Here is a 19,143-nt window from a genome sequence, read left to right as displayed (position 1 = left end):
GGGTGAGGGTGGTGACGACCTGGAGCACTCCTCGAAGTACCTGCAACCCAGCGACGAGTACTTCGGCGACGGGACGATGGTCGCGCCGCCCGTCATCGGCGGCTAGGAACGAGCAAGCTGGGGGACGAACGTGTTGCGCAGCCGAGTTGTGCTGCCCGTGGTGGCGCTCTACAACGCCTGGCAGGCGGAGGGGCTGCCGGAGTTGCACCGGGCGCTCTACACGCGGATCGACTTCGACGCCGACTCGCTCGCCGAGGGTGACCTCGGCGGCGCGCTGGCGTTGTTCGAGAGCGGCTGGACGACGCTGGAACGGCTCGGTCTCGCCCGCGGCCGGGCCGTGCACCCCGACCTGGGGCGGTCGCTGCGGTTGATCGCGGAAGCAGGCACGGAGTTCTACGCGTACTTCAACAACGGCGACGAGGAGGCCAGGACGGCGCTGGTCGCGGTGTCCGGGCAGGACGCGGTCCGGGTCGTGCTGACCCCGGACAAGCACTTCGTCGTGGAGCCGGTGCGGCCCGAGGAGGCGCCGCAGGCGCTGGTGTCCGTCCTGCCCCAGGCGAGCCCCGGCACGGTCCCGCTGATCTCGCTGCCCGCCGACGCGCTGACCAGGCCGCGGCACCAGCGCGAGGAGTCGGGCGGGTTCCTCCAGCAGAACCGGTACGCGACGACGCCGCAGGAGCAGCAGGTCGAGGCGTTGAAGAAGCTGCTGGCCGAACCCCGGCTCGGCGGCGGCCAGCTGTACGCGGCGCGCCGGGACCGGTTCGGCCGGAAAGCGCGCTGCCCCAAGCCGTTGACCTTCTTCGACACCGCGGGCGGGCGCTACCTCCAGTACCAGGCGTCCAGCAACGGGCAGCCGTGGAACACCGTCCAGCCCGCCGATTTCGGGGCCATGACGTCGCGGCTGGGGCAGCTCCCGGCCACGATTCCGAACGTCTGAGACGCGCACGGGCTTGCAGCCGCCCAGCGGTTGGGAGACCCTTCCAAGGTGAGTGAGAAAACGATCCAACTCGAACTCAACGAATCCGGGGTGGCGGTAGACCTGCCCCTGCCCGCAAACCAGCGGGACGCGGTACAGGGAGTTCCCTACCGCCCGGTCGAGTTCCGTGACGACGATCTGCCCACCGCGTTGGAACGGGCGGCGTCCTGGCTCAGGCAGACGCAGGACTGGCTCGGCGAGCCGGTGGACGTGATCGCCGTCCACCTGGACTACGACGACCGCAAGGGTTCGCCTTACTACGACCTCAAGCTCCTCTGCAACGAAGAGGACCTGGCGGGCGTGCCACGCGCCATGCGCGGCAAGGAGGACACCGCTACCGACGGGTAGTCGGGCCAGCTACCGTTTCGGTCATGTCAGATCGCGTGTACCCCCCGGTGATCGCCGCGGCCAAGCTCATGTTCCGAGTGCTCGACTGTCGGATCAACGTGGTGGGTGCGCACCACATACCCCGCGAAGGTGGCGCGGTGCTGGCGAGCAACCACGTCAGCTACCTCGACTTCATCTTCGCCGGGTTCGGCGCGCAACCCGCCAAGCGCTTGGTGCGGTTCATGGCGAAGCAAGAGGTCTTCGCGAACCGCTACGCGGGTCCGCTCATGCGGGGGATGCACCACATCCCGGTCGACCGGAGCGCGGGCCTCGCCTCCTACCGGGAGGCGCTGGCCGCGCTCCGGTCCGGGGAAGTCGTCGGGATCTTCCCCGAGGCGACGATCAGCCGCTCCTTCACGGTCAAGGAGCTGAAGTCCGGCGCGAACCGGCTCGCCGCGTCGGCGGGCGTGCCGCTGATCCCGGTCGCCCTGTGGGGCACGCAGCGGCTGTGGACCAAGGGCAGGCCGCGCACCCTCACGAGGCGGCACGTGCCGGTCACGATCCTCATCGGCGAGCCGCTGCACCCGCAGCCGCGCGACAAGCACGACGCGATCAACGACGAGCTGCACAGGCGCATGCAGGAGCTGCTGGACCAGGCCCAGCAGGAGTACCCGGAGAAGCCGAAGGACGACGAGCTGTGGTGGCAGCCCGCGCACCTCGGCGGCACCGCTCCCACACCCGAGGAAGCCGCCGCCCTGGACGCGAGCGGTCGCGGGGACTGATACCCCTGCCGCGCGCCGCGCGAGTGCCGTCGGGCACACGTGCGGCGCGCGTTATTCCCGACGTGCTTCGCACAAACGTGCGATACTGGCTGTCGAGGCGACCCCAGGTCACGTGACCGGGCGCCCGCCAGCCCCAAGCTGAACTCTCGGCGGGGCCGATCCGTCGGAAACGCGCAGTTCCACGTGTGAGCGCGTGACCGGCAAGGAAGGTCATCCCATCATCGAGCACACCCACGACGCCCTGTTCTCCGAGACGGCGCCGGACCTGTTCCCGAAGGAACAGGCAGCGAGCACGCACAAGAGCACGACGTCGGGCCGCGCACTCGGGAACACCCAGTACGAGGGCCTGTTCCAGCAGCCCCCGGTCGTCCCCGAGTCCGACTCGCAGGCGAACTTCGCGGTCGACGAGAACGAGCGGCAGCCCGACTCGTCCGAGGCGCCCCGCCAGCGGTCGTCGTCCAGGCGGCGCTTCACCTAACCCCCGGGACGGGCTCCCTCCGGTCGGCTCAGTCGACCGGAGCCCCGTCGGCAACCTCGGCGGTCTCGGCAGGCTCGGCGTCGGCAGCTCCGGCGGCCACCTCGGCGTCAGCAGCACCGACAGCCACCTCGGCGTCAGCTCCGGCGGCTACCTCGGCGTCGGCAGCACCGACGGCCACTCCGGCCTCCAGCTTCGCCACCGCGGCCTCAGCCGCCGCGCTGGTGCCCTCGGCGACGGCCACCGCGGCTTCGGCGTCCCGGTCGGGCGCCTGCCCCGCGGACTCGATCACGGCGGGCTTCGCGCCCCGGCCTCGGAGCCGCTGGGAGATCACCTGGCTGATGCCGTCGCCGCGCATCGACACGCCGTAGAGCGCGTCGGCGATCTCCATCGTCGGCTTCTGGTGGGTGATGATCAGCAGCTGCGACTTCTCGCGGAGCTGCTCGAACAGCCCGATCAGCCGGTGCAGGTTGGTGTCGTCCAGCGCCGCCTCGACCTCGTCCATCACGTAGAACGGCGAGGGCCGGGCGCGGAAGATGGCGACGAGCATGGCGACGGCCGCGAGGGACTTCTCACCACCGGACAGCAGCGACAGCCGCTTGACCTTCTTGCCGGGCGGGCGGGCCTCGATCTCGATGCCCGTCGTGAGCATGTCGTCGGGGTCGGTCAGCACGAGCCTGCCGTCACCGCCGGGGAACAGGGTCGCGAACACCACGAGGAACTCGCGGGCCACGTCCTCGTAGGCCGCGGTGAACACCTCGAGGATCTTGTCGTCGACGTCCTTGACCACGGTCAGCAGGTCGCGGCGGGTGGCCTTGATGTCCTCCAGCTGGTTGGAGAGGAACTTGTAGCGCTCCTCCAGCGCGGCGAACTCCTCCAGCGCCAGCGGGTTGACCTTGCCCAGCAGCGACAGGTCGCGCTCGGCGCGCTTGGCGCGGCGGGCCTGCGTGTCGCGGTCGTAGGGCATCGGCTGGGGCGCGGTGACCTGCTCGCCACGCTCCCTCGCGGCCTCGTACTCGGCGATCTCCGGCGCGGTCGGCGGGATCATCATGTCCGGCCCGTACTCGTTGACCAGGTCTTCCAGGCCGATGCCGAAGTCGTCGGCGATCTTCGTCTCGAGCTGCTCGATGCGCATCCGCTGCTCGGCGCGCAGCACCTCGTCGCGGTGCACGGCGTCGGTCAGCTTCTCCAGCTCGCCGGTCATCTCCCGCACGACGCCGCGCACCTGCGCGAACAGGGCCTCGTGCTTGGCCCGCCGCTCCTGGGCGACGTCGCGCTCGTGCACGGCGCGGCGCAGCGACTCCTCGATGCGCTCCAGGGCCAGTTCACCGCCGCGCACGACGGCGTTCGCCACCACGGCGCCGTGGGCGCGGGCGGCGTGGGCGCGCTGGGCCCGTTCGCGCGCCTCGCGCTCGGCGCGGGCGGCCCGGCGCAGCGCGTCGGCCTTGCCCTGCACGGCGCGGGCGCGCTCCTCGGCGGTGCGCAGCGCCAGCCGCGCGTCCATCTCGGACTGGCGGGCGCCCGCGAGTTCGGCGGCGGCCTCGTCGCGCTGCGCGGTGTCGGGCTCGTCGTCGAGGGTCTGCTCCTCCTGGGCGACGAGCAGGCGTTCTTCCAGCTCTTCGAGCTGCCCGAGGGCTTCCTCGCGGGCGAGTTCGACCTTCGCGCGCTGGCTGCGGACCCGCTCGACCTCGGCTTCGGCCGAGCGCACGGCCTGCGCGAGCCGGTTGAGCCGCTCGGAGGACCTGGCCCGGCGGACCTTGGCCTCGTTCAGCTCCTCCTTGATCGCGGCCACCTCGGCGCGGCGGGCCTGCTGCTCGGCGCGCGCGCCGTCCAGCGACGCGGCGGACTGCTCCAGCGCGTGCTCGGCGAGCGCCAGCTTCTCCTCGGCCTCGTCGACCGCGGCCTGCACCTCGATGACGCTCTGGCTGCGGCCGGAGCCGCCGATGGCCCAGTCCTCGCCGAACAGGTCGCCCTCGCGGGTGACCGCGCGCACGTCCGGGGCCGAGCGCACCAGGTCGCGGGCGGCGTCCAGACCGTCCACGACGGCCACGCGGTCCAGCGCGCGGTGCAGCGCGGGCAGCAGCCCGTCCGGCGCGCGCACCAGCTCGACGGCCCACCGCGCGCCGGGCGGCAGCGCCGGCCACGAGCCGGTGTCCACGGTGGACCGGGCACCGCCGACGAGCACTCCCGCCCGCCCGGAGTCGTTCTCCTTCAACAGCTTCAGCGCTTCCAGCGCGTCGTGCCCACCGGCGACGGCGACCGCGTCCGCGATCGGTCCGAGCGCGGCGGCCAGCGCCACCTCGGCGCCCGGCGACACGGTCAGCAGCGCCGCCACGGAGCCCAGCAGGCCCGGCAGCCGCGATCCGGCGGCGAGCAGCGCGCCGGCACCGTCCTTCCTGGTCAGCCCGAGCGACAGGGCGTCCACGCGGGCCCGCCACGACGCGATGTCGCGCTCGGCGGTCCGCTCGGCCCTGACCAGCTCCTCGACCCGGCTCTTGGCGGCCTCGTTGGCCTCCACGGCGTGCCGGTGGCGGTCGTCGAGCCCGAGGTCGCCCTCGTCCTCGGTGCCGGTGGTGGCCTCCTGCTCGGCCTGTTCGAGCCGCACGACCTCGGACCGCTCCACCGCCTCGGCGAGCGCGGTGGACATGCGGTCGATCTCCTCGGACGTGGCGTTCGTCTTGCTGCGCAGCGCCTCGACCTGGCCGGACAGCCTGGCCAGACCTTCGCGGCGGTCGGCGATGGCGCGCACGGCGGCGAGGTGCGCCTTCTCCGCGGCGGACACCATCCGCTCCAGCTCGCCGCGGATCTCCACGGCCTCGGCCAGCCCGATGCGGGCCTCCGTCACGCCCTCCTGGAGCTCCAGCTCCATCTCGGCGGTCTGCTCGGCCTCGGCTTCCAGCTCCTCGGGGTCGCGACCACCCCGAGGGGCCTCGACGGCGGCGGAGAGGTGCCGGGCGCGTTCCACGGCGAGCCGCACGGTGCCGCGGAGGCGCTCCTCCAGGGCGGACAGCCGGTACCAGGTGTCCTGGGCGCGGGAGAGCTTCGGCGCGTCCGCCGCGACCAGGTCCTCCAGCTCGTTCTGCTGGACGGTGGCGACCTGCAACGACGCCTCGACCTCGGCGCGGCGGGCGCGGGCGGTGGCCTCGTCCTGCTCCTCGCGGGCGAGCTGGGACCGCTGGGTCACCAGGTCGTCGGCGAGCAGGCGCATCCGGGCGTCGCGCAGCTCCGACTGCACGGTCTGGGCGCGGCGGGCGATCTCGGCCTGCTTGCCGAGCGGCTTGAGCTGGCGGCGGAGTTCGGCGGTGAGGTCGGTGAGGCGCGTCAGGTTGGCCTGCATCGCCTCCAGCTTCCGCAGCGCCTTCTCCTTGCGCTTGCGGTGCTTGAGGACGCCCGCGGCCTCCTCGATGAAGGCGCGGCGCTCCTCGGGCTTGGACTCCAGGATCGCGGCGAGCTGGCCCTGGCCGACGATGACGTGCATCTCACGGCCGATGCCGGAGTCCGACAGCAGCTCCTGCACGTCCATCAGGCGGCACGAGCTGCCGTTGATCTCGTACTCGGTCGCGCCCTCGCGGAACATCCGCCGGGTGATCGACACCTCGGAGTAGTCGATGGGCAGCGCGCCGTCGGCGTTGTCGATCGTCAGCGTCACCTCGGCGCGGCCCAGCGGGGCGCGGCCGGACGTGCCGGCGAAGATGACGTCCTCCATCTTGCCGCCGCGCAGGTCCTTCGCGCCCTGGGTGCCCATGACCCACTTGAGGGCGTCCAGGACGTTGGACTTGCCGGACCCGTTCGGGCCGACGACGCAGGTGATCCCCGGCTCGAAGCGCAGCGTCGTGGCCGAGGCGAAGGACTTGAAACCCTTCAGCGTCAGGCTCTTCAGGTGCACGTCCGGTCGGCCTTCCGCGTCCTCGTGGCGAACTCGTCCGGTGGAGACTACCGGTGGAAGTGCGGCCGACGCGGGAGGCGGGGCCCCTGACCAGCGGATCGATGATCAGGCAGGGGGCCGGATGGTCACGAGCACCTGCTGGTCGGCGACCACTTCCAGGTGGTCGATGCCGTCCACCGCGAACGACGACGACCCGGGGATGACCTCGCCCTCCGTGTCGCTGGTGCCCCACCAGCCGCCGATCTCCTTCGTACCGGTCTTGGCGTACAGCACGACCATGCAGCGCAGGCCGGGCTGCACGTCCGTGAGCCGCAGCCGCAGCTCGGTGCCCCAGCCGTGGCTCACCATCGCCGCGGACGCGCCGACCCCCGTCCTGCCGTCCATCGCCGACCACGTCGGGGGCGGGGGCGCGCTGGACGTCGGCGGCGACTCGGCCCGCACCGCGTCACCCTCGACCGCGCGGGGCAGGAACACCCCGCCGAGGACCAGCAGCACCAGCACCAGACCGGCGCCGACCAGCAGCAACGGCCTGCGGGACCGCTTCGGTTCCGGCTCGGGCAGCGGCCGGACCACGGCCAGCGGCGGCAGCGGCTGGTTGTCGTAGGGGTCGGGGTCGTCGAACGGCTGCTCCAGGTCGGCCAGGTTCACCTGGCCGAGCAGACCGGGCAGCGGGGCGAGCCGGATCAGCTCCTCGCGGCACACCTGGCAGGTGTTGAGGTGCCGTTCGAACACCGAGCGCTCGGCCGGGTCCAGCGCACCGAGCAGGTAGGCCCCCAGCGACGTGATCTGGAAGCAGCTCACGACTCGGTCACCCCTCTCTCGGCGAGCGCGTCGCGGAGGGCGCGGAGGGCGTAGAAGCTGCGGGACTTCACGGTGCCGGGCGGGATGCCGAGCACCTTGGCGGCCTCGGTCACGGTGCGGCGCCGGTAGTACAGCTCGATCACGACGCTGCGGTGGTCGGCGCTGAGCGCGCGGAGGGCTTCGGCGACCTGCCAGCTCTGCAACACGTGGTCCACCTCGTCGGCCACCGGCGGGAGGTCGGCCGGTTCGATCGGGATCTCCGTGGCACGGGCGACCCGGCGGCGGTAGCCGGACACGACGAGGTTGCGGGCGACCGTGTAGAGCCAGGGACCGGCCTGCTCGGGGCTCAGCTCGTCGGAGTGGCGCCAGGCGCGGAAGAGCGTCTCCTGGACGATGTCCTCGGCGTGCTGGTAGTCGCCGCCGACCATTCGGAGGACATAGCCGTGCAACGGTCCGCGCCAGCGACCGTACAACTGCCTGACCACATCTTCACCGGGCTCCACATCGACTTACTACGCCGTTGGGGCAGAACTCGTTCAACGCTCCACGAAACCCACGAGGTTTCCCCTCGGATCGGACCAGCGTTCCACCACAGCGTCCACCCGTCCGGGTGAATCCCCTGAGCGCAGCGCCACCAACAACCGCTGGCAGGCGGCCTCGGAGCCCTCCGCGTTGACCTCGACGCGGCCGTCCCTCAGGTTCGACGCGGAACCCACCAGGCCGAGTTCGAGGGCCCGCGCTCGGGTCCACCACCGGAATCCCACTCCTTGGACCTGACCCCGCACCCACGCCGTCAGCCGGACGTCCGGTTCACCTGTCGCCACGGCGTCCATCCTGCCGGCCAGACGGATGCACGAGACTCAATAGTTCACCCGATGGTGGTACGGTGCGCGACCGTGGCTGCACGTTGGCGTGACGATCCCCCGACGTCGCCTCGCCGCACCGTCTCGCCATCACCGGTTCGAGACCCAGGTCCACCAAGTGGACCAATCCCATTGCAGACCGTGACGAGTCCACCGCCCGCTCGTTCACCCCAGTAGGCCCGCGCTGAGCGCGGTCCCCGACCTTCCGCCACGAGCGACGACCCCAGGAGATGGTGTGAACGACGGGCAGTACGAGACGCCGCCGACCGACCCCGCGAAGCCCCGCGTCGCCCCGCGGGTGGTGCTCGCCTCGGCGGGCGTCGTGGTGGCGACGCTCTTCGCCACGGTCGCCGCGCTCACGTCAGGGCCGGAGGACCGGGCGACGCCCGCGGGCCGCAACCCGCTGGAGGACGTCGTGTCCAAGAGCTCCCTCCCGAGCGCGCCGACGCTGACGTCCACGTCGGTGCCCGCGGGGACCGAGGTGGAGGCGCTGTCGTCCACGTCGGCCGCGACCACGACGACCACGCCGCGGAGGACGCGGGTCACGACGGTCACCCGGCCGGACGGGACCACCACGACCACGACCGTGGACGACACGACGCCGGAGGAGCCGGTGCAGCCGCCGGTGTACACGACGACGACCACGACGACGGTCGTCGTGCCGCCCACCACCACCCCGGTGACGACGACCACCGAGGGGACGACCACGCCCCCCACCAGTGAGACCACGACTCCGACGACGTAGAACGACCGCGGTGGGCCCTGGTGACGGTCCGGGGGCGCAGTGCCACACGAAGGTGTGAGACCTGCCCCTGAAGGTGCGGTCACCAGGGGTTTCCGCCGATGAATCGAGCACGGAACCATCCGTCCGGGTTTCCCACAGGGAGATGGTGTGTTCGAGCACGGTCAGTCGGAGTCGTCGTCGCAGTCGCCGTTGGTGGTCGAGGCGCCGCCGGAGCCTCCGGAGAAGAAGATCTCCTCGATGGTGCTGCTGGCCGCCGGGGGTGTGCTGGTGGCCACCGTGTGCGCCAGTCTGGCCTCGCTGTTGGCCGGGGGTGCCAAGCCCGAGTCAGGGCCGCCGAAGTCCAAGGCCGACGTGGAGGCGGACCAGCCCGTCACCAGCACGTCGTTGAGCGTGGCGCCCGATGGGACCACCTCCACGGTGGTGATCACCGTTCCCGGAAGGCCCAGGGGGGATCAGGACGGGCCCCGCAACGCCGCCGGGCCCGCCGGTGGGGAGACCGGGGCTCCCGCCGCCCCTGAGGTGGTGGTGACGCAGACCGGTGGGGCGACCAGTGAGCAGCAGGTCACGAAGGTGCCGCCCAGTACGCCGCCGTCTGAGACGTCGAGTTCGTCGCCCTCGTCCAGTTCGGTCGTTCCTCCTGAGACGTCGTCCAGTTCGCCCTCCACTGAGATGCCCTGAGTTCTCGAGGGCTGGGCGGCTGCCGGTTCCAGCGCGGTGTGGCCGATGTGACCCGATTCCAGGGCCCGATCTCCCCGGTCACATCGGCCACGTTCTCGTGCGGCACGCGCGAGTCGGGTCGTGGGTCGGGTTTCTACAGTTCGAAGCGGTAGCCCATGCCTGGCTCTGTGAGCAGGTGCTTGGGGTGCGAGGGTTCCGGTTCCAGCTTCCGCCGCAGCTGGGCCAGGTATACTCGCAGGTAGTGGCTCTCCTTGGCGTAGGCCGGGCCCCAGACCTCCTGTAGCAGTTGTTTTTGGCCCACCAGCTTTCCCGGATTGCGGGCCAGCATTTCCAGCAGGCCCCATTCCGTTGGGGTCAGGTGCACTTCCCTGCCGTCCCTGTGGACTTTTTTCGCCATCAGGTCCACCTGGAATGACGCCGTGGTCACCACGGCGTCTTCTTCCGTGGGTGGTGAGGTTGCCGAACGGCGTACCGCCGCTCTCAGGCGTGCCAGCAGTTCGTCCATCCCGAAGGGCTTCGTGACGTAGTCGTCCGCACCGGCGTCCAGGGCCGCCACCTTGTCCGAGGAGTCCGTTCTCGCCGAGAGGACGATGATCGGCACCGAGGTCCAGCCTCGCAGGCCCGCTATGACCTCGCCGCCGTCCAGGTCCGGCAGGCCCAGGTCCAGCACCACCACGTCCGGCTTGCCCTCGGCCGCGACGGTGAGCGCCGTCGACCCGTCGTGGGCGGTCAGGACCTCGTAGCCGCGGGCGGTGAGGTTGATCCGCAGCGCGCGGACGATCTGCGGTTCGTCGTCTACCACCAGGACCCTGGTCATGCGTGTTCCTCCTCGTCGAACACCGGGAGCGCGATCACGACGGTCAGCCCGCCGCCCGGTGTGTCCTCGGCCCTGATGGTGCCGCCCATGGCCTCCGTGAAGCCCTTGGCCACGCTCAACCCCAGTCCCACGCCGGGTGTCGCGTCCCGGTCGCCCAGGCGCTGGAACGGTGCGAACACCTCCTCGGCCGCGCCTCTGGGCAGGCCTCGGCCGTGGTCCACGACCCTCAGCTCGGCCCGTTCGGCGTGCACGCTCGCGCGGACGGCCACGGCGTCCCCGCCGTACCTCAGGGCGTTGTCCACCACGTTCGCCACGACCCTCTCCAGCAGCCCCACGTCGGCGCGGACGGGGGCCAGGTGTTCGTCCACGTCGACCTCCACCCGGCGCGCGTCGTCCACACCGGAGAGCGCGCGGGCGACCACCTCGTCCAGGCCCACGGCCCGGAACAGCGGTCGCACGGCGCCGGTGGCGAGGCGCGAGGAGTCGAGCAGGTTGTCGATCAGGCCCGCCAGCCGGTCCGCCGACAGCTCGATCGTCTCGTTCAGCTCGCCGACGTCCGACGTGGACAGCGCCAGTTCCGGGTCGCGCAGGCTCCCCACGGCGGCCTTGATGGACGTCAGCGGGGTGCGCAGGTCGTGGCCCACGGCCGACAGCAGCGCGGTGCGCAGTTCCGTCCCCTCGGCCCGGCGCTGGGCGTCCCTGGCCTGGTCGGCCATCCGCTGCTGCCGCAGCGCCAGCAGCGCCTGGCCCGCGGCGGCCTCCAGCACCCGCCGGTCCGACGCGGGCAGGGGCCTGCCGCGCAGCACCAGCCGCACCTCGGGCGTGACGGAGATGTCCACGTCGGGTTCGGTGGCGGCCACCACGCCCGCGCTCTCGACGCGCGCCCAGTCGCCGTCGACCCGTTCCAGGAGCACGACCGACGCCAGGCCGAAGTTCTCCCGGACCTTCTCCAGCAGCCGCACCAGCGGGTGCGGGTCGGTCAGCACCGTCCGGGCGTAGGAGGCCAGCAGGGTCGCCTCGGTGCGGGCCCTGGCGGCCTGCGCGGCCCGGCGGGCCGCGCGGTCCACGACCAGCGCGACCGTCACCCCGACGACCACCATGGCGACCAGCGTGACGACGTTCTGCTGGGTGTCCACGGTGAACGTGAAGAGCGGCGGGGTGAAGTAGAAGTTCAGCAGCAGGGCCGAGAAGACCGCGGCGAACACCGCTGGCCCCAGGCCGCCCACCAGGGCGACGAGGACCGTCGCCAGGAAGTAGTCGACGACGTTGGTCGACTGGATCAGGTCCTCCCGCAGCGCCACGCCCACCGCGGTGGCCGCCACGGGCGCCAGCACGGCCAGCAGCCAGCCCAGCACCCGCCGGGAGGGGCGCAGCGGGCTCCGCGCCACCGCCGCGCGCCAGCCGGTCCCGGACTGGGCGTGGGTCACCATGTGGACGTCGATCGGGCCGGACTCCTGGAGCACGGTCGCGCCGATGCCCTCCGAGAACAGCCGCGCGAGCCGGGTGCGCCGGGACGTGCCGATCACCAGCTGGGTCGCGTTGGTGCCGCGGGCGAACTCCAGCAGCGCCGTGGGCACGTCGTCGCCGACGACCGTGTGGAAGGTGGCCCCGACGTCCGCGGCCAGGGTCCGCCAGCGCGCCACCGCCGCGGGCGCGGCGCCCGCGAGACCGTCGCCGCGCAGGATGTGCAGCACCTGCAACTCGGCCCCGGCGCGGGTGGCCACCCGGCGGGCGCGGCGGATGAGGGTCTCGCTCTCCCCGCCCCCGGTGATGGCGACGACGACCCGCTCGCGGGTCTCCCACGTCTCGGTGATGCTCTGCTCGGCCCGGTACCGCCGCAGCGCCACGTCGACCTGGTCGGCCACCCACAGCAGCGCGATCTCCCGCAGCGCGGTCAGGTTGCCGAGCCTGAAGTAGTTGCCGAGGGCCGCGTCGATCTTGCTCGCGGGGTACACGTTGCCGTGCGCCAGGCGGCGCCGCAGCGCCTCGGGGGTGAGGTCGACCAGCTCGATCTGCTCGGCCCGGCGAACGACCTCGTCCGGCACGGTCTCCCGCTGCGGCACGCCGGTGATCCGCTGGACCACGTCGTTGAGGCTCTCCAGGTGCTGCACGTTGACCGTGGACAGCACGTCGATCCCCGCTTCGAGCAGTTCCTCGACGTCCTCCCACCGCTTCGCGTTGCGGGAGCCGGGGGCGTTGGTGTGGGCGAGCTCGTCGACCACGGCGACCTCGGGGTGCCGGGCCAGCAGCCCGTCGACGTCCATCTCCTCCAGCGCCAGGCCGCGGTGCACGACCCTGGCGCGGGGCAGCACGTCGAGACCGACCAGCAGCTCCGCGGTCTTCTCGCGGCCGTGCGTCTCCACGAGGCCGACCACGACGTCGGTCCCGCGCTCCCGCCGCCGGTGCGCCTCGCCCAGCATCGCGAAGGTCTTGCCGACACCCGGTGCGGCCCCGAGGTAGATGCGCAACTCACCGCGCCTGCGTCGATCGTCCACGTCGGTCAGTCTGCCCGGTGGTGAACGCGTTCCAGCATGGACACACAGTGCGCCAAAAAGTCACCCGATCGTGGGTGCCTTGACGCGGTCTTGATGCCGCCACAACCCGAATTGACACGTTTTTGACAACTCACGCTCATTCATCCGGGGAGCGCTCTTTCGGGGTGCTACGACCTGCGGCGTTACGGCAAAGGTGTGGTCGCGGGTCGCAGGAGGCCACTATTCGTCGCGGGTGCTGGACACGGGTGGTGCGAAAGTGCGAATGTCCTGTCCGAATTCAGACAATCGCTCACCTCCAGTGAGCACGCGGAGGCCGTTTTATGACCACCACCAGTGTGACCAACCAGGAAGCACTGCAGCTCGTCGTGGCGGTGCACAGGTTGGTTCGCAGCCTTCGCCAGACCGCACCGGTGCGGCGCCTGCAACCGACCCAGATGCTGGTGCTGTCGGAGTTAGCCATGCACGGACCGATGCGCATCGGCGAGATCGCCGTGCGCGCGCTGTGCTCGCAGCCGACCGCCACGACCGTCGTCACCGGACTGGAGGCCACGGGGCTCGTGCACCGCGAGCCCGATCCCGCCGACGGTCGCGCCACGATCGTGGAGCTCACCCCCCACGGTCGGGAGATGATCATCTCCATGGCTCACGGCGAGGCCGAGCTGCTGTCCGACCGGCTGGCGCAGCTGACGCCGTCCGAACAGGAGCTGCTGCTCGCGGCGACGCCGCTGCTGCGCAAGCTCGGCGAACCCACCCAGCACTGATGAGGGGGAGCGGAACCCCCGACCGGTTCCGCTCCCCCTCCCGGTCACTTCGAGGTGGTCGCCACCGTCGGTGGCGCCGGAGACACGCTCGAGGGTGGCGTGACCGAGATCGAGGGGTCGACCGGACCCGACGGGGTCGCCGACGCGGACGGGTCGAGCGAGGCCGACGGGTCGAGCGACTCGGTGGGGATGGAGACCGCGAACGGCACGCCGCTCATGACCCGGCAGTTGCCGTAGTCGTCGTACTCGACCCTCGGACGCGGGTACCTGTTGTCCTCGCGGTAGCGCGAGTTGGCACCGTCGCCACCGCCGTTGCGGCAGCCGTAGAACGGCGTCTCGATCGGCTGACCCTCCTCGTCGTACAGGTAGACGTCGGTGAGCGCCTTGCCGTTCTTGTCGAACACGTAGACGTTGTTCGGCAGGGTCGGGGTCGGCGGCCCGTACGACGTCGGGTAGTTGTCGTGGTAGGTGGCGTTCGGGAGGACCGCGCCGAGGATGTAGAGCAGGGTGCCCGCGGCCAGGCCCGCCGCGGGGAGGCTCACCCAGAGCCAGCGGCGGTCGGTCTTGGCCCGCGGACCCGACATGAAGGTCAGCGCCGCCAGCGCCAGGGTGAGCAGGAAGAGGATGCCGAAGCCCGCCACGACCACCCCGGAGATGGCGACCAGCACGGTCCGGGCCAGCCACCAGGCCGGTTGCAGCGACCTCAGGTAGGCGATGGCCTTGCCGGGCGGACCCGCCTCGGCCTGGGCCAGGGCCTGCTGGAGGGCGGTGTTCTCCGGGAGGTCGCCGACCTGGCCGATGAGTTCCGGCCTGCGGTGCAGCAGGACGACCGCCCAGATGACGAAGACCGCGACCAGCGACGCGAGCGGGAAGCCGTCACGGCCGCCGATGCCCATGGCGAACGCCGTCGCCGTCCCCGCCACGAGGGCCCAGAACGCGAACCTGGCGGCGAACACCGGCTTGGGGGGCTCGACGACCACGACGTGCTTCGAGGGCGGGTAGCCCGCGGCGACGCGCAGCTCGTGCGCGTAGACCTCGGGTGTGCCGAGCCTGCTGGTGAGGGCCTCGGCGGAGAACTCCTCGCCCAGTTCGGCCGCCACCTCGGCCACGTGCGCGTCCGCGTCGTCCATGATCTCGGAGATCTCGACGTCCGGCAGATCGGAGAGCGCGGCGCGCATCCGGTCCAGGTAGTCCCGGACCTCCGCGCGAGTGTGCGTGCTGCTCATGCGACCACCCCCAGCAGGTCGTCCAGCGTGTGGGCGAACGACCGCCATGTCCTTCCCGACTCGGCCAGGCGTTCCCGCCCTGGCTCGTTGAGGCTGTAGTACTTCCGGTGCGGGCCCTCTTCACTCGGCACCACGTACGAGGTGAGCAGACCAGCGTTGTAGAGCCTGCGCAGGGTGCCGTAGACGGAGGCGTCACCCACCTCGTCCAGACCTCCCGCGCGGAGTCTGCGCAGCACGTCGTAGCCGTACCCGTCCTCCTTGCGGAGCACCGCCAGGACGGCGAGGTCCAGCACCCCCTTCAGCAACTGACTTGTGTCCATGAGATCTCCCCGGTGATGTGCCGTGAACAGTACTACGGTTTGCGCAGTAGTGTCCACAGCAGAGGACCACATGGGTACTGAGAGGAGTTACCGCTGGTCAGACCACTAGCGGGGCTTCGGCTGGCACACCGGGCAGGAGAACGACGAGCGGTTCATGAACGGCTCGCGGACGATGATCGCGCCGCAGCGCGTGCACGGCTCGTGCTCCTGGCCGTAGGCGGCGAGGGAGCGGTCGAAGTAGCCGGACTGGCCGTTGACGTTGACGTAGAGCGCGTCGAAGGACGTGCCACCCTGGCCGAGGGCCTCGTTCATCACGTCCGTGGCGTGGCCCAGCAGCTCCGTCGCCTTCGCCGCGGTGAGCTTGTCCGCCCGGCGCAGGCCGTGGAGCTTCGCCCGCCACAGCGACTCGTCGGCGTAGATGTTGCCGACACCGGACACGAGGGTCTGGTCCAGCAGGGCGCGCTTGATCTCGGTGCGCTTCGACCGGAGGGCCTTGACCGCGGCGACCGGGTCGAACCTGGGGTCCATGGGGTCGCGGGCGATGTGGGCCACGGGCCCGGGGAGCCTGGTGCCGTCGACCTCGACGATGTCGGACAGCGCGAGACCGCCGAAGGTGCGCTGGTCGACGAACCGCAGCTCAGGCCCCTGGTCGGCGAACGTGATGCGGACCCTCAGGTGCTTCTCGTCCGGGGTGCCCGACGGTTGGACGAGCATCTGCCCGCTCATGCCGAGGTGGGCGAGCATGGCTTCGCCGTCGGTGGTGCCGGGGCCGTCCAGGTCGACCCAGAGGTACTTGCCGCGACGGCGCGCGGCAAGCATCGTCTGGCCGGAGAGGCGCGCGGAAAAATCCGCCGCACCGGGTAGGTGGCGGCGGATCGCTCGCGGGTGCAGCACTTCCACGGCCGAGATGACTCGGCCGGAGACGTGGGCATCCAGGCCGCGGCGAACGACCTCTACTTCAGGGAGTTCGGGCACGGCTCAGTCAATCAGGTGCGGCTCAGGCGTCAGCCTGGGTGTCCTCAGCAGCCTCGGCCTCGGTCGCGCGAGCGGCTTCGAGCTGCTCGAGGGCCTCGAGGTCTTCGTACGCGGCGGCCTGCGGCTTGGTGGGCTTGAGCATCCACCCGCCTGCCTGGGCGGTGTCGCGGACGAGCACCAGCCCCTGGATGCCTCCGCTGCGCGAAGCGCTCAGCGGACGCGTGGGGCGGTTGGTGGAGCGGGTGCGTCGGTTCGTGCGGACGTTGGTGGCGTACATCGCGTCAGACTTCCTCGGTGGGTGAGGTCTCGGATGAAGCCGAGTTACCAGCAGCATGGCCGTTGTCGGTCGCGACCGCTTCTTGATCAGCGCTGACCTGTTCCGACAGCACGCGGTAGGCGGCCTCGGCCGCCTTCTGCTCGGCTTCCTTCTTGGTACGACCATCGCCTGAGCCATAGGAGTTGCCTGCCACGACCACGGTCGCGGTGAACTCCTTGCGGTGATCCGGACCCTGGTCGTCCACCCGGTACTCGGGCACTCCAAGGCCTGCTGAGGCGGTGAGTTCCTGAAGACTGGTCTTCCAGTCGAGGCCCGCGCCGCGCAACGGCGCTTCGGCCAACAACGGGTCGAACAGCTTGTGCACGAGTTTGCGCGCGGTATCGATACCGTATTCCAGGTACACCGCGCCGATGACGGCTTCGAGGCCGTCGGCGAGGATGCTCGCCTTGTCCCTGCCGCCGGTCAGCTCTTCCCCGCGACCGAGGAGCAGGTAGCCGCCCAGTCCGTCCTCGCCCAGCGTTCGGGCGACGCCCGCCAGTGCGTGCATGTTGACCACGCTGGCGCGGAGCTTGGCGAGCTGCCCCTCGGGCAGATCGGGGTGGGTGTTGTAGAGATGGTCGGTGACGATGAGTCCGAGAACTGCGTCGCCCAAGAACTCAAGCCGTTCGTTCGGCGGCAAGCCGCCGTTCTCGTAGGCATAGGACCGATGTGTCAAGGAGAGCACGAGGAGCTCGGCGTCCAGTTGGACGCCGAGCGCTTCGAGCAACGGGGCGCGATCGGCGGACCGATCACGCGACGACCTACCCCCCACGGTTCGCCGCTACCTTCGCCAGGAGACTCAGGCCGGCTGAACAACCTGGCGGCCGTCGTACTGGCCGCAGGTCGGGCAGGCGATGTGCTGGGGCTTGGGAGCGCGGCACGCCTTGTTCGAGCACGCCACCAAGTGCACGGCACTGGTCTTCCACTGGGCGCGGCGCGAGCGCGTGTTCGAGCGCGACATCTTCCGCTTCGGGACGGCCACGACTAGTTCTCCTCCGAGTTATCACGATTCCCGCCGAACCGCTCTTGCAACGCGGCCCAACGGGGATCCATCGTCTCATGCCCGTGGTCGGGCCCAAGCTCCGCCAGCTTGCCACCGCAGTCGACGCACAGCCCGAGGCAGTCCGGCGAACACAGCGGCACCTGCGGCAGCGCGAGCACGACGGCATCCCGCACCACAGGTTCGAGGTCGATCAGATCATCGGAGATCCGGCTGACCTCGTCCTCATCAGTGGTCTCATCCGTGGTGCTGTCCGGGTACGCGAACAACTCCATCAGCTTGATCTCGACGTGGTCGGCGATCGGGTCGAGGCAGCGCGAGCACTCCCCCGCCACGTCCGTGATCGCCGTGCCGGAAATCAGCACGCCTTCCACGACCGACTCCGCCAACAAGTCGAGCTCCACCGCCCCGCCATCCGGAACCGCGATCACGTCGAGCAGGCCAAGACCTGCCGCGGGCACCGACCGCTGGTAAGCGCGGCTGGAGCCCGCTCTACGACCGATGTCCCTGGTGTCGATTACCCAGGGCCCGGTTGCTGTGGAACGCGCGGAGGCGTGACGATGCTCAGACATGATGTGTTGGTTTCGCTGTCGGGGGACCTACCACGGCCAGCCGCTCCAGGGTACGCGACGAGTGGGCCGTGGGCGAAATCCGCAGGTGAACGTTGCGTTCAGTCGTGGTAGTCGAACGGTGCCGACACGCTGGCGACGGCCGGACCCCGCAGGTGCGAGCGCCCCTTGCCGACGCTGCGCAGCGTGTGCGCCAGCAGGTCCTCGAAGTCGGCGAGCTTGCCGTCGACGTACGCGTCGCACTCGCTGCGCAGCCTGATGGCCTCCGACTGGGCCGCGTCGAGCACCCTGGCCGACTCGGCGTGCGCCGCCGCCACGACCTCGGTCTGGTCGACCAGCCGAACCTGCTCGGCCCGACCCTCCTCCACCGCCCGCTCGTAGCTGGCCCGCCCGGCCTGCACCATCCGGTCGGCCTCGGCGTGCGCGCGCCCCACCAGGTCCTCGTACTCCTGCCGACCGGCCGCCACGGTGCGCTCGGCCTGGTTCTCGGCCTCGCCCACCATGCGCTCGGCACGGGCGCGCGCCTCCGCGAGCATCCGCTCGGCCTCCGCGTGCGCCTCGGACAGCATCCGCTCGGCCTCGGACCGCGCCTTGCTGACACCCGTCTCGGCCTCGTGCGCGGCCTTGCCGACCAGCTCGTCCTTGTGGTCGAGCACGTCCTGCGCGTCGTCCAGCTCGGCGGGGATGGCGTCACGAACGTCGTCGAGGAGTTCGAGGACGTCGCCACGCGGCACGACGCACCCGGAGGTCATCGGCACTCCACGCGCTTCCTCGACGATCGTGACCAGTTCGTCGAGGGCCTCGAACACCCGGTACACGTCACTCTCCTCGCAACACAAGGTCCATTACCGGAACAGTTTGCCTTGCCGGTCGCACCCTGGTGGGGAGATCGGCAGGGCGTGTCCGGTTTTGGCCGGCGCTTCTCGGGCGGGGCTGGTTCTGCGGGGTTGGTGGGGCTTGTGAGGTTTGTGGCTTTTGTGAGGTTCGGGAGGTTCGTGAAGGGCGGTCTGGTCGCGCACGTCGTGGTGTGGCCGGTGTGACTCGGGACCCCTCGATTTGCCCCTTTGTCGGGCTTGAAAGGGCAGGTGGGAAGCCCTTGCCCGACAATTTCAAGGGGCAAATCCCCCGAGT

Annotated in this window: 22 protein-coding genes; 6 read left to right on the top strand and 16 right to left on the bottom strand. The window is 70.9% G+C overall.

Features of this window, described 5'->3' with window-relative positions:
* Positions 1 to 133: 133 nt before the first annotated feature.
* The 4 genes from AC156L_RS37905 (at position 134) to AC156L_RS37890 (ending at position 2,563) form a co-directional block, all read left to right on the top strand.
* A complete protein-coding gene (locus AC156L_RS37905) occupies positions 134 to 937 on the top strand; it encodes an ESX secretion-associated protein EspG (protein WP_330878457.1) in 804 nt (267 codons plus the stop codon).
* Between the two features lie 48 nt (positions 938 to 985).
* Positions 986 to 1,324, top strand: a complete 339-nt coding sequence (locus tag AC156L_RS37900; protein WP_106188068.1) for a hypothetical protein — start codon at positions 986 to 988, stop codon at positions 1,322 to 1,324.
* 23 nt (positions 1,325 to 1,347) lie between these two features.
* Positions 1,348 to 2,085 carry a lysophospholipid acyltransferase family protein gene (locus AC156L_RS37895; RefSeq protein WP_330878456.1) on the top strand — a complete coding sequence of 246 codons (738 nt, stop codon included), beginning with the start codon at positions 1,348 to 1,350 and terminating at the stop codon, positions 2,083 to 2,085.
* Between the two features lie 193 nt (positions 2,086 to 2,278).
* Positions 2,279 to 2,563 (top strand): hypothetical protein, encoded by a 285-nt coding sequence (locus tag AC156L_RS37890; RefSeq protein WP_330878455.1) that lies wholly within the window; start codon positions 2,279 to 2,281, stop codon positions 2,561 to 2,563.
* Positions 2,564 to 2,591: 28 nt separating this feature from the next.
* Here AC156L_RS37890 and smc read toward each other — a convergent pair whose 3' ends face one another.
* The 4 genes from smc to AC156L_RS37870 all read right to left on the bottom strand — a co-directional run bounded on the left by smc (position 2,592) and on the right by AC156L_RS37870 (position 8,080).
* On the bottom strand, positions 2,592 to 6,446 hold the full coding sequence (gene smc, locus AC156L_RS37885; RefSeq protein WP_330878454.1) for a chromosome segregation protein SMC: 3,855 nt from the start codon (positions 6,444 to 6,446) through the stop codon (positions 2,592 to 2,594).
* A gap of 105 nt (positions 6,447 to 6,551) precedes the next feature.
* Entirely contained in the window at positions 6,552 to 7,247 is a 696-nt protein-coding gene (locus tag AC156L_RS37880) for an anti-sigma factor family protein (protein WP_330878453.1), read from the bottom strand.
* Entirely contained in the window at positions 7,244 to 7,732 is a 489-nt protein-coding gene (locus AC156L_RS37875; RefSeq protein WP_330878452.1) for a sigma-70 family RNA polymerase sigma factor, read from the bottom strand. Before AC156L_RS37875 ends, AC156L_RS37880 begins: the two co-directional genes overlap by 4 nt.
* A 51-nt stretch (positions 7,733 to 7,783) precedes the next feature.
* Entirely contained in the window at positions 7,784 to 8,080 is a 297-nt protein-coding gene (locus AC156L_RS37870; RefSeq protein WP_414720002.1) for an acylphosphatase, read from the bottom strand.
* Positions 8,081 to 8,345: 265 nt separating this feature from the next.
* On the opposite strand from AC156L_RS37870, the gene AC156L_RS37865 reads away from it, so the two are divergent.
* On the top strand, positions 8,346 to 8,855 hold the full coding sequence (locus AC156L_RS37865; protein ID WP_330878450.1) for a hypothetical protein: 510 nt from the start codon (positions 8,346 to 8,348) through the stop codon (positions 8,853 to 8,855).
* 161 nt (positions 8,856 to 9,016) lie between these two features.
* On the opposite strand, the gene AC156L_RS37860 is transcribed toward AC156L_RS37865, so the two are convergent.
* From AC156L_RS37860 to AC156L_RS37845, 4 genes are all read right to left on the bottom strand, one after another.
* Positions 9,017 to 9,283 carry a hypothetical protein gene (locus AC156L_RS37860; RefSeq protein WP_330878449.1) on the bottom strand — a complete coding sequence of 89 codons (267 nt, stop codon included), beginning with the start codon at positions 9,281 to 9,283 and terminating at the stop codon, positions 9,017 to 9,019.
* Positions 9,284 to 9,307: 24 nt separating this feature from the next.
* A complete protein-coding gene (locus AC156L_RS37855; protein ID WP_330878448.1) occupies positions 9,308 to 9,520 on the bottom strand; it encodes a hypothetical protein in 213 nt (70 codons plus the stop codon).
* Between the two features lie 146 nt (positions 9,521 to 9,666).
* Positions 9,667 to 10,350: a response regulator gene (locus AC156L_RS37850; protein ID WP_330878447.1), complete on the bottom strand. Its 684-nt coding sequence runs from the start codon at positions 10,348 to 10,350 to the stop codon at positions 9,667 to 9,669.
* Positions 10,347 to 12,854: a DUF4118 domain-containing protein gene (locus AC156L_RS37845; protein ID WP_414720004.1), complete on the bottom strand. Its 2,508-nt coding sequence runs from the start codon at positions 12,852 to 12,854 to the stop codon at positions 10,347 to 10,349. The genes AC156L_RS37850 and AC156L_RS37845 overlap by 4 nt, the downstream gene beginning before the upstream one ends.
* 311 nt (positions 12,855 to 13,165) lie before the next feature.
* Between AC156L_RS37845 and AC156L_RS37840 the strand changes: the two genes are divergently transcribed.
* Positions 13,166 to 13,606, top strand: a complete 441-nt coding sequence (locus AC156L_RS37840; RefSeq protein WP_330878445.1) for a MarR family winged helix-turn-helix transcriptional regulator — start codon at positions 13,166 to 13,168, stop codon at positions 13,604 to 13,606.
* A 44-nt stretch (positions 13,607 to 13,650) separates the two neighbouring features.
* Here AC156L_RS37840 and AC156L_RS37835 read toward each other — a convergent pair whose 3' ends face one another.
* The 8 genes from AC156L_RS37835 to AC156L_RS37800 all read right to left on the bottom strand — a co-directional run bounded on the left by AC156L_RS37835 (position 13,651) and on the right by AC156L_RS37800 (position 18,830).
* A complete protein-coding gene (locus tag AC156L_RS37835; RefSeq protein ID WP_330878444.1) occupies positions 13,651 to 14,832 on the bottom strand; it encodes an HAAS signaling domain-containing protein in 1,182 nt (393 codons plus the stop codon).
* On the bottom strand, positions 14,829 to 15,152 hold the full coding sequence (locus AC156L_RS37830) for a PadR family transcriptional regulator (protein WP_330878443.1): 324 nt from the start codon (positions 15,150 to 15,152) through the stop codon (positions 14,829 to 14,831). Before AC156L_RS37830 ends, AC156L_RS37835 begins: the two co-directional genes overlap by 4 nt.
* A gap of 105 nt (positions 15,153 to 15,257) precedes the next feature.
* Positions 15,258 to 16,127 (bottom strand): bifunctional DNA-formamidopyrimidine glycosylase/DNA-(apurinic or apyrimidinic site) lyase, encoded by an 870-nt coding sequence (gene mutM / locus AC156L_RS37825; protein ID WP_330878442.1) that lies wholly within the window; start codon positions 16,125 to 16,127, stop codon positions 15,258 to 15,260.
* A 22-nt stretch (positions 16,128 to 16,149) separates the two neighbouring features.
* Positions 16,150 to 16,404 (bottom strand): hypothetical protein, encoded by a 255-nt coding sequence (locus AC156L_RS37820; RefSeq protein ID WP_330878441.1) that lies wholly within the window; start codon positions 16,402 to 16,404, stop codon positions 16,150 to 16,152.
* A gap of 4 nt (positions 16,405 to 16,408) precedes the next feature.
* Positions 16,409 to 17,215, bottom strand: a complete 807-nt coding sequence (gene rnc / locus AC156L_RS37815; protein ID WP_330878440.1) for a ribonuclease III — start codon at positions 17,213 to 17,215, stop codon at positions 16,409 to 16,411.
* Positions 17,216 to 17,242: 27 nt separating this feature from the next.
* On the bottom strand, positions 17,243 to 17,425 hold the full coding sequence (gene rpmF, locus AC156L_RS37810; RefSeq protein WP_106188086.1) for a 50S ribosomal protein L32: 183 nt from the start codon (positions 17,423 to 17,425) through the stop codon (positions 17,243 to 17,245).
* 2 nt (positions 17,426 to 17,427) lie between these two features.
* Entirely contained in the window at positions 17,428 to 18,015 is a 588-nt protein-coding gene (locus AC156L_RS37805) for a YceD family protein (RefSeq protein WP_330878439.1), read from the bottom strand.
* 98 nt (positions 18,016 to 18,113) lie between these two features.
* Entirely contained in the window at positions 18,114 to 18,830 is a 717-nt protein-coding gene (locus AC156L_RS37800) for a DivIVA domain-containing protein (protein ID WP_330878438.1), read from the bottom strand.
* Between the last annotated feature and the right edge of the window lie 313 nt (positions 18,831 to 19,143).

The organism is Umezawaea sp., assembly GCF_057122925.1.
Note: the sequence above shows the minus strand (reverse complement) of the source record. Positions and strands in the feature narration are given on the sequence as shown.

Coding starts and splice junctions, on each gene's coding strand:
- AC156L_RS37895 (WP_330878456.1), top strand. CDS start 1,348: ATGTCAGATCGCGTGTACCCCCCGGTGATCGCCGCGGCCAAGCTCATG.
- AC156L_RS37870 (WP_414720002.1), bottom strand. CDS start 8,080: ATGGACGCCGTGGCGACAGGTGAACCGGACGTCCGGCTGACGGCGTGG.
- AC156L_RS37850 (WP_330878447.1), bottom strand. CDS start 10,350: ATGACCAGGGTCCTGGTGGTAGACGACGAACCGCAGATCGTCCGCGCG.
- AC156L_RS37840 (WP_330878445.1), top strand. CDS start 13,166: ATGACCACCACCAGTGTGACCAACCAGGAAGCACTGCAGCTCGTCGTG.
- AC156L_RS37835 (WP_330878444.1), bottom strand. CDS start 14,832: ATGAGCAGCACGCACACTCGCGCGGAGGTCCGGGACTACCTGGACCGG.
- AC156L_RS37830 (WP_330878443.1), bottom strand. CDS start 15,152: ATGGACACAAGTCAGTTGCTGAAGGGGGTGCTGGACCTCGCCGTCCTG.
- AC156L_RS37820 (WP_330878441.1), bottom strand. CDS start 16,404: ATGTACGCCACCAACGTCCGCACGAACCGACGCACCCGCTCCACCAAC.
- AC156L_RS37805 (WP_330878439.1), bottom strand. CDS start 18,015: ATGTCTGAGCATCGTCACGCCTCCGCGCGTTCCACAGCAACCGGGCCC.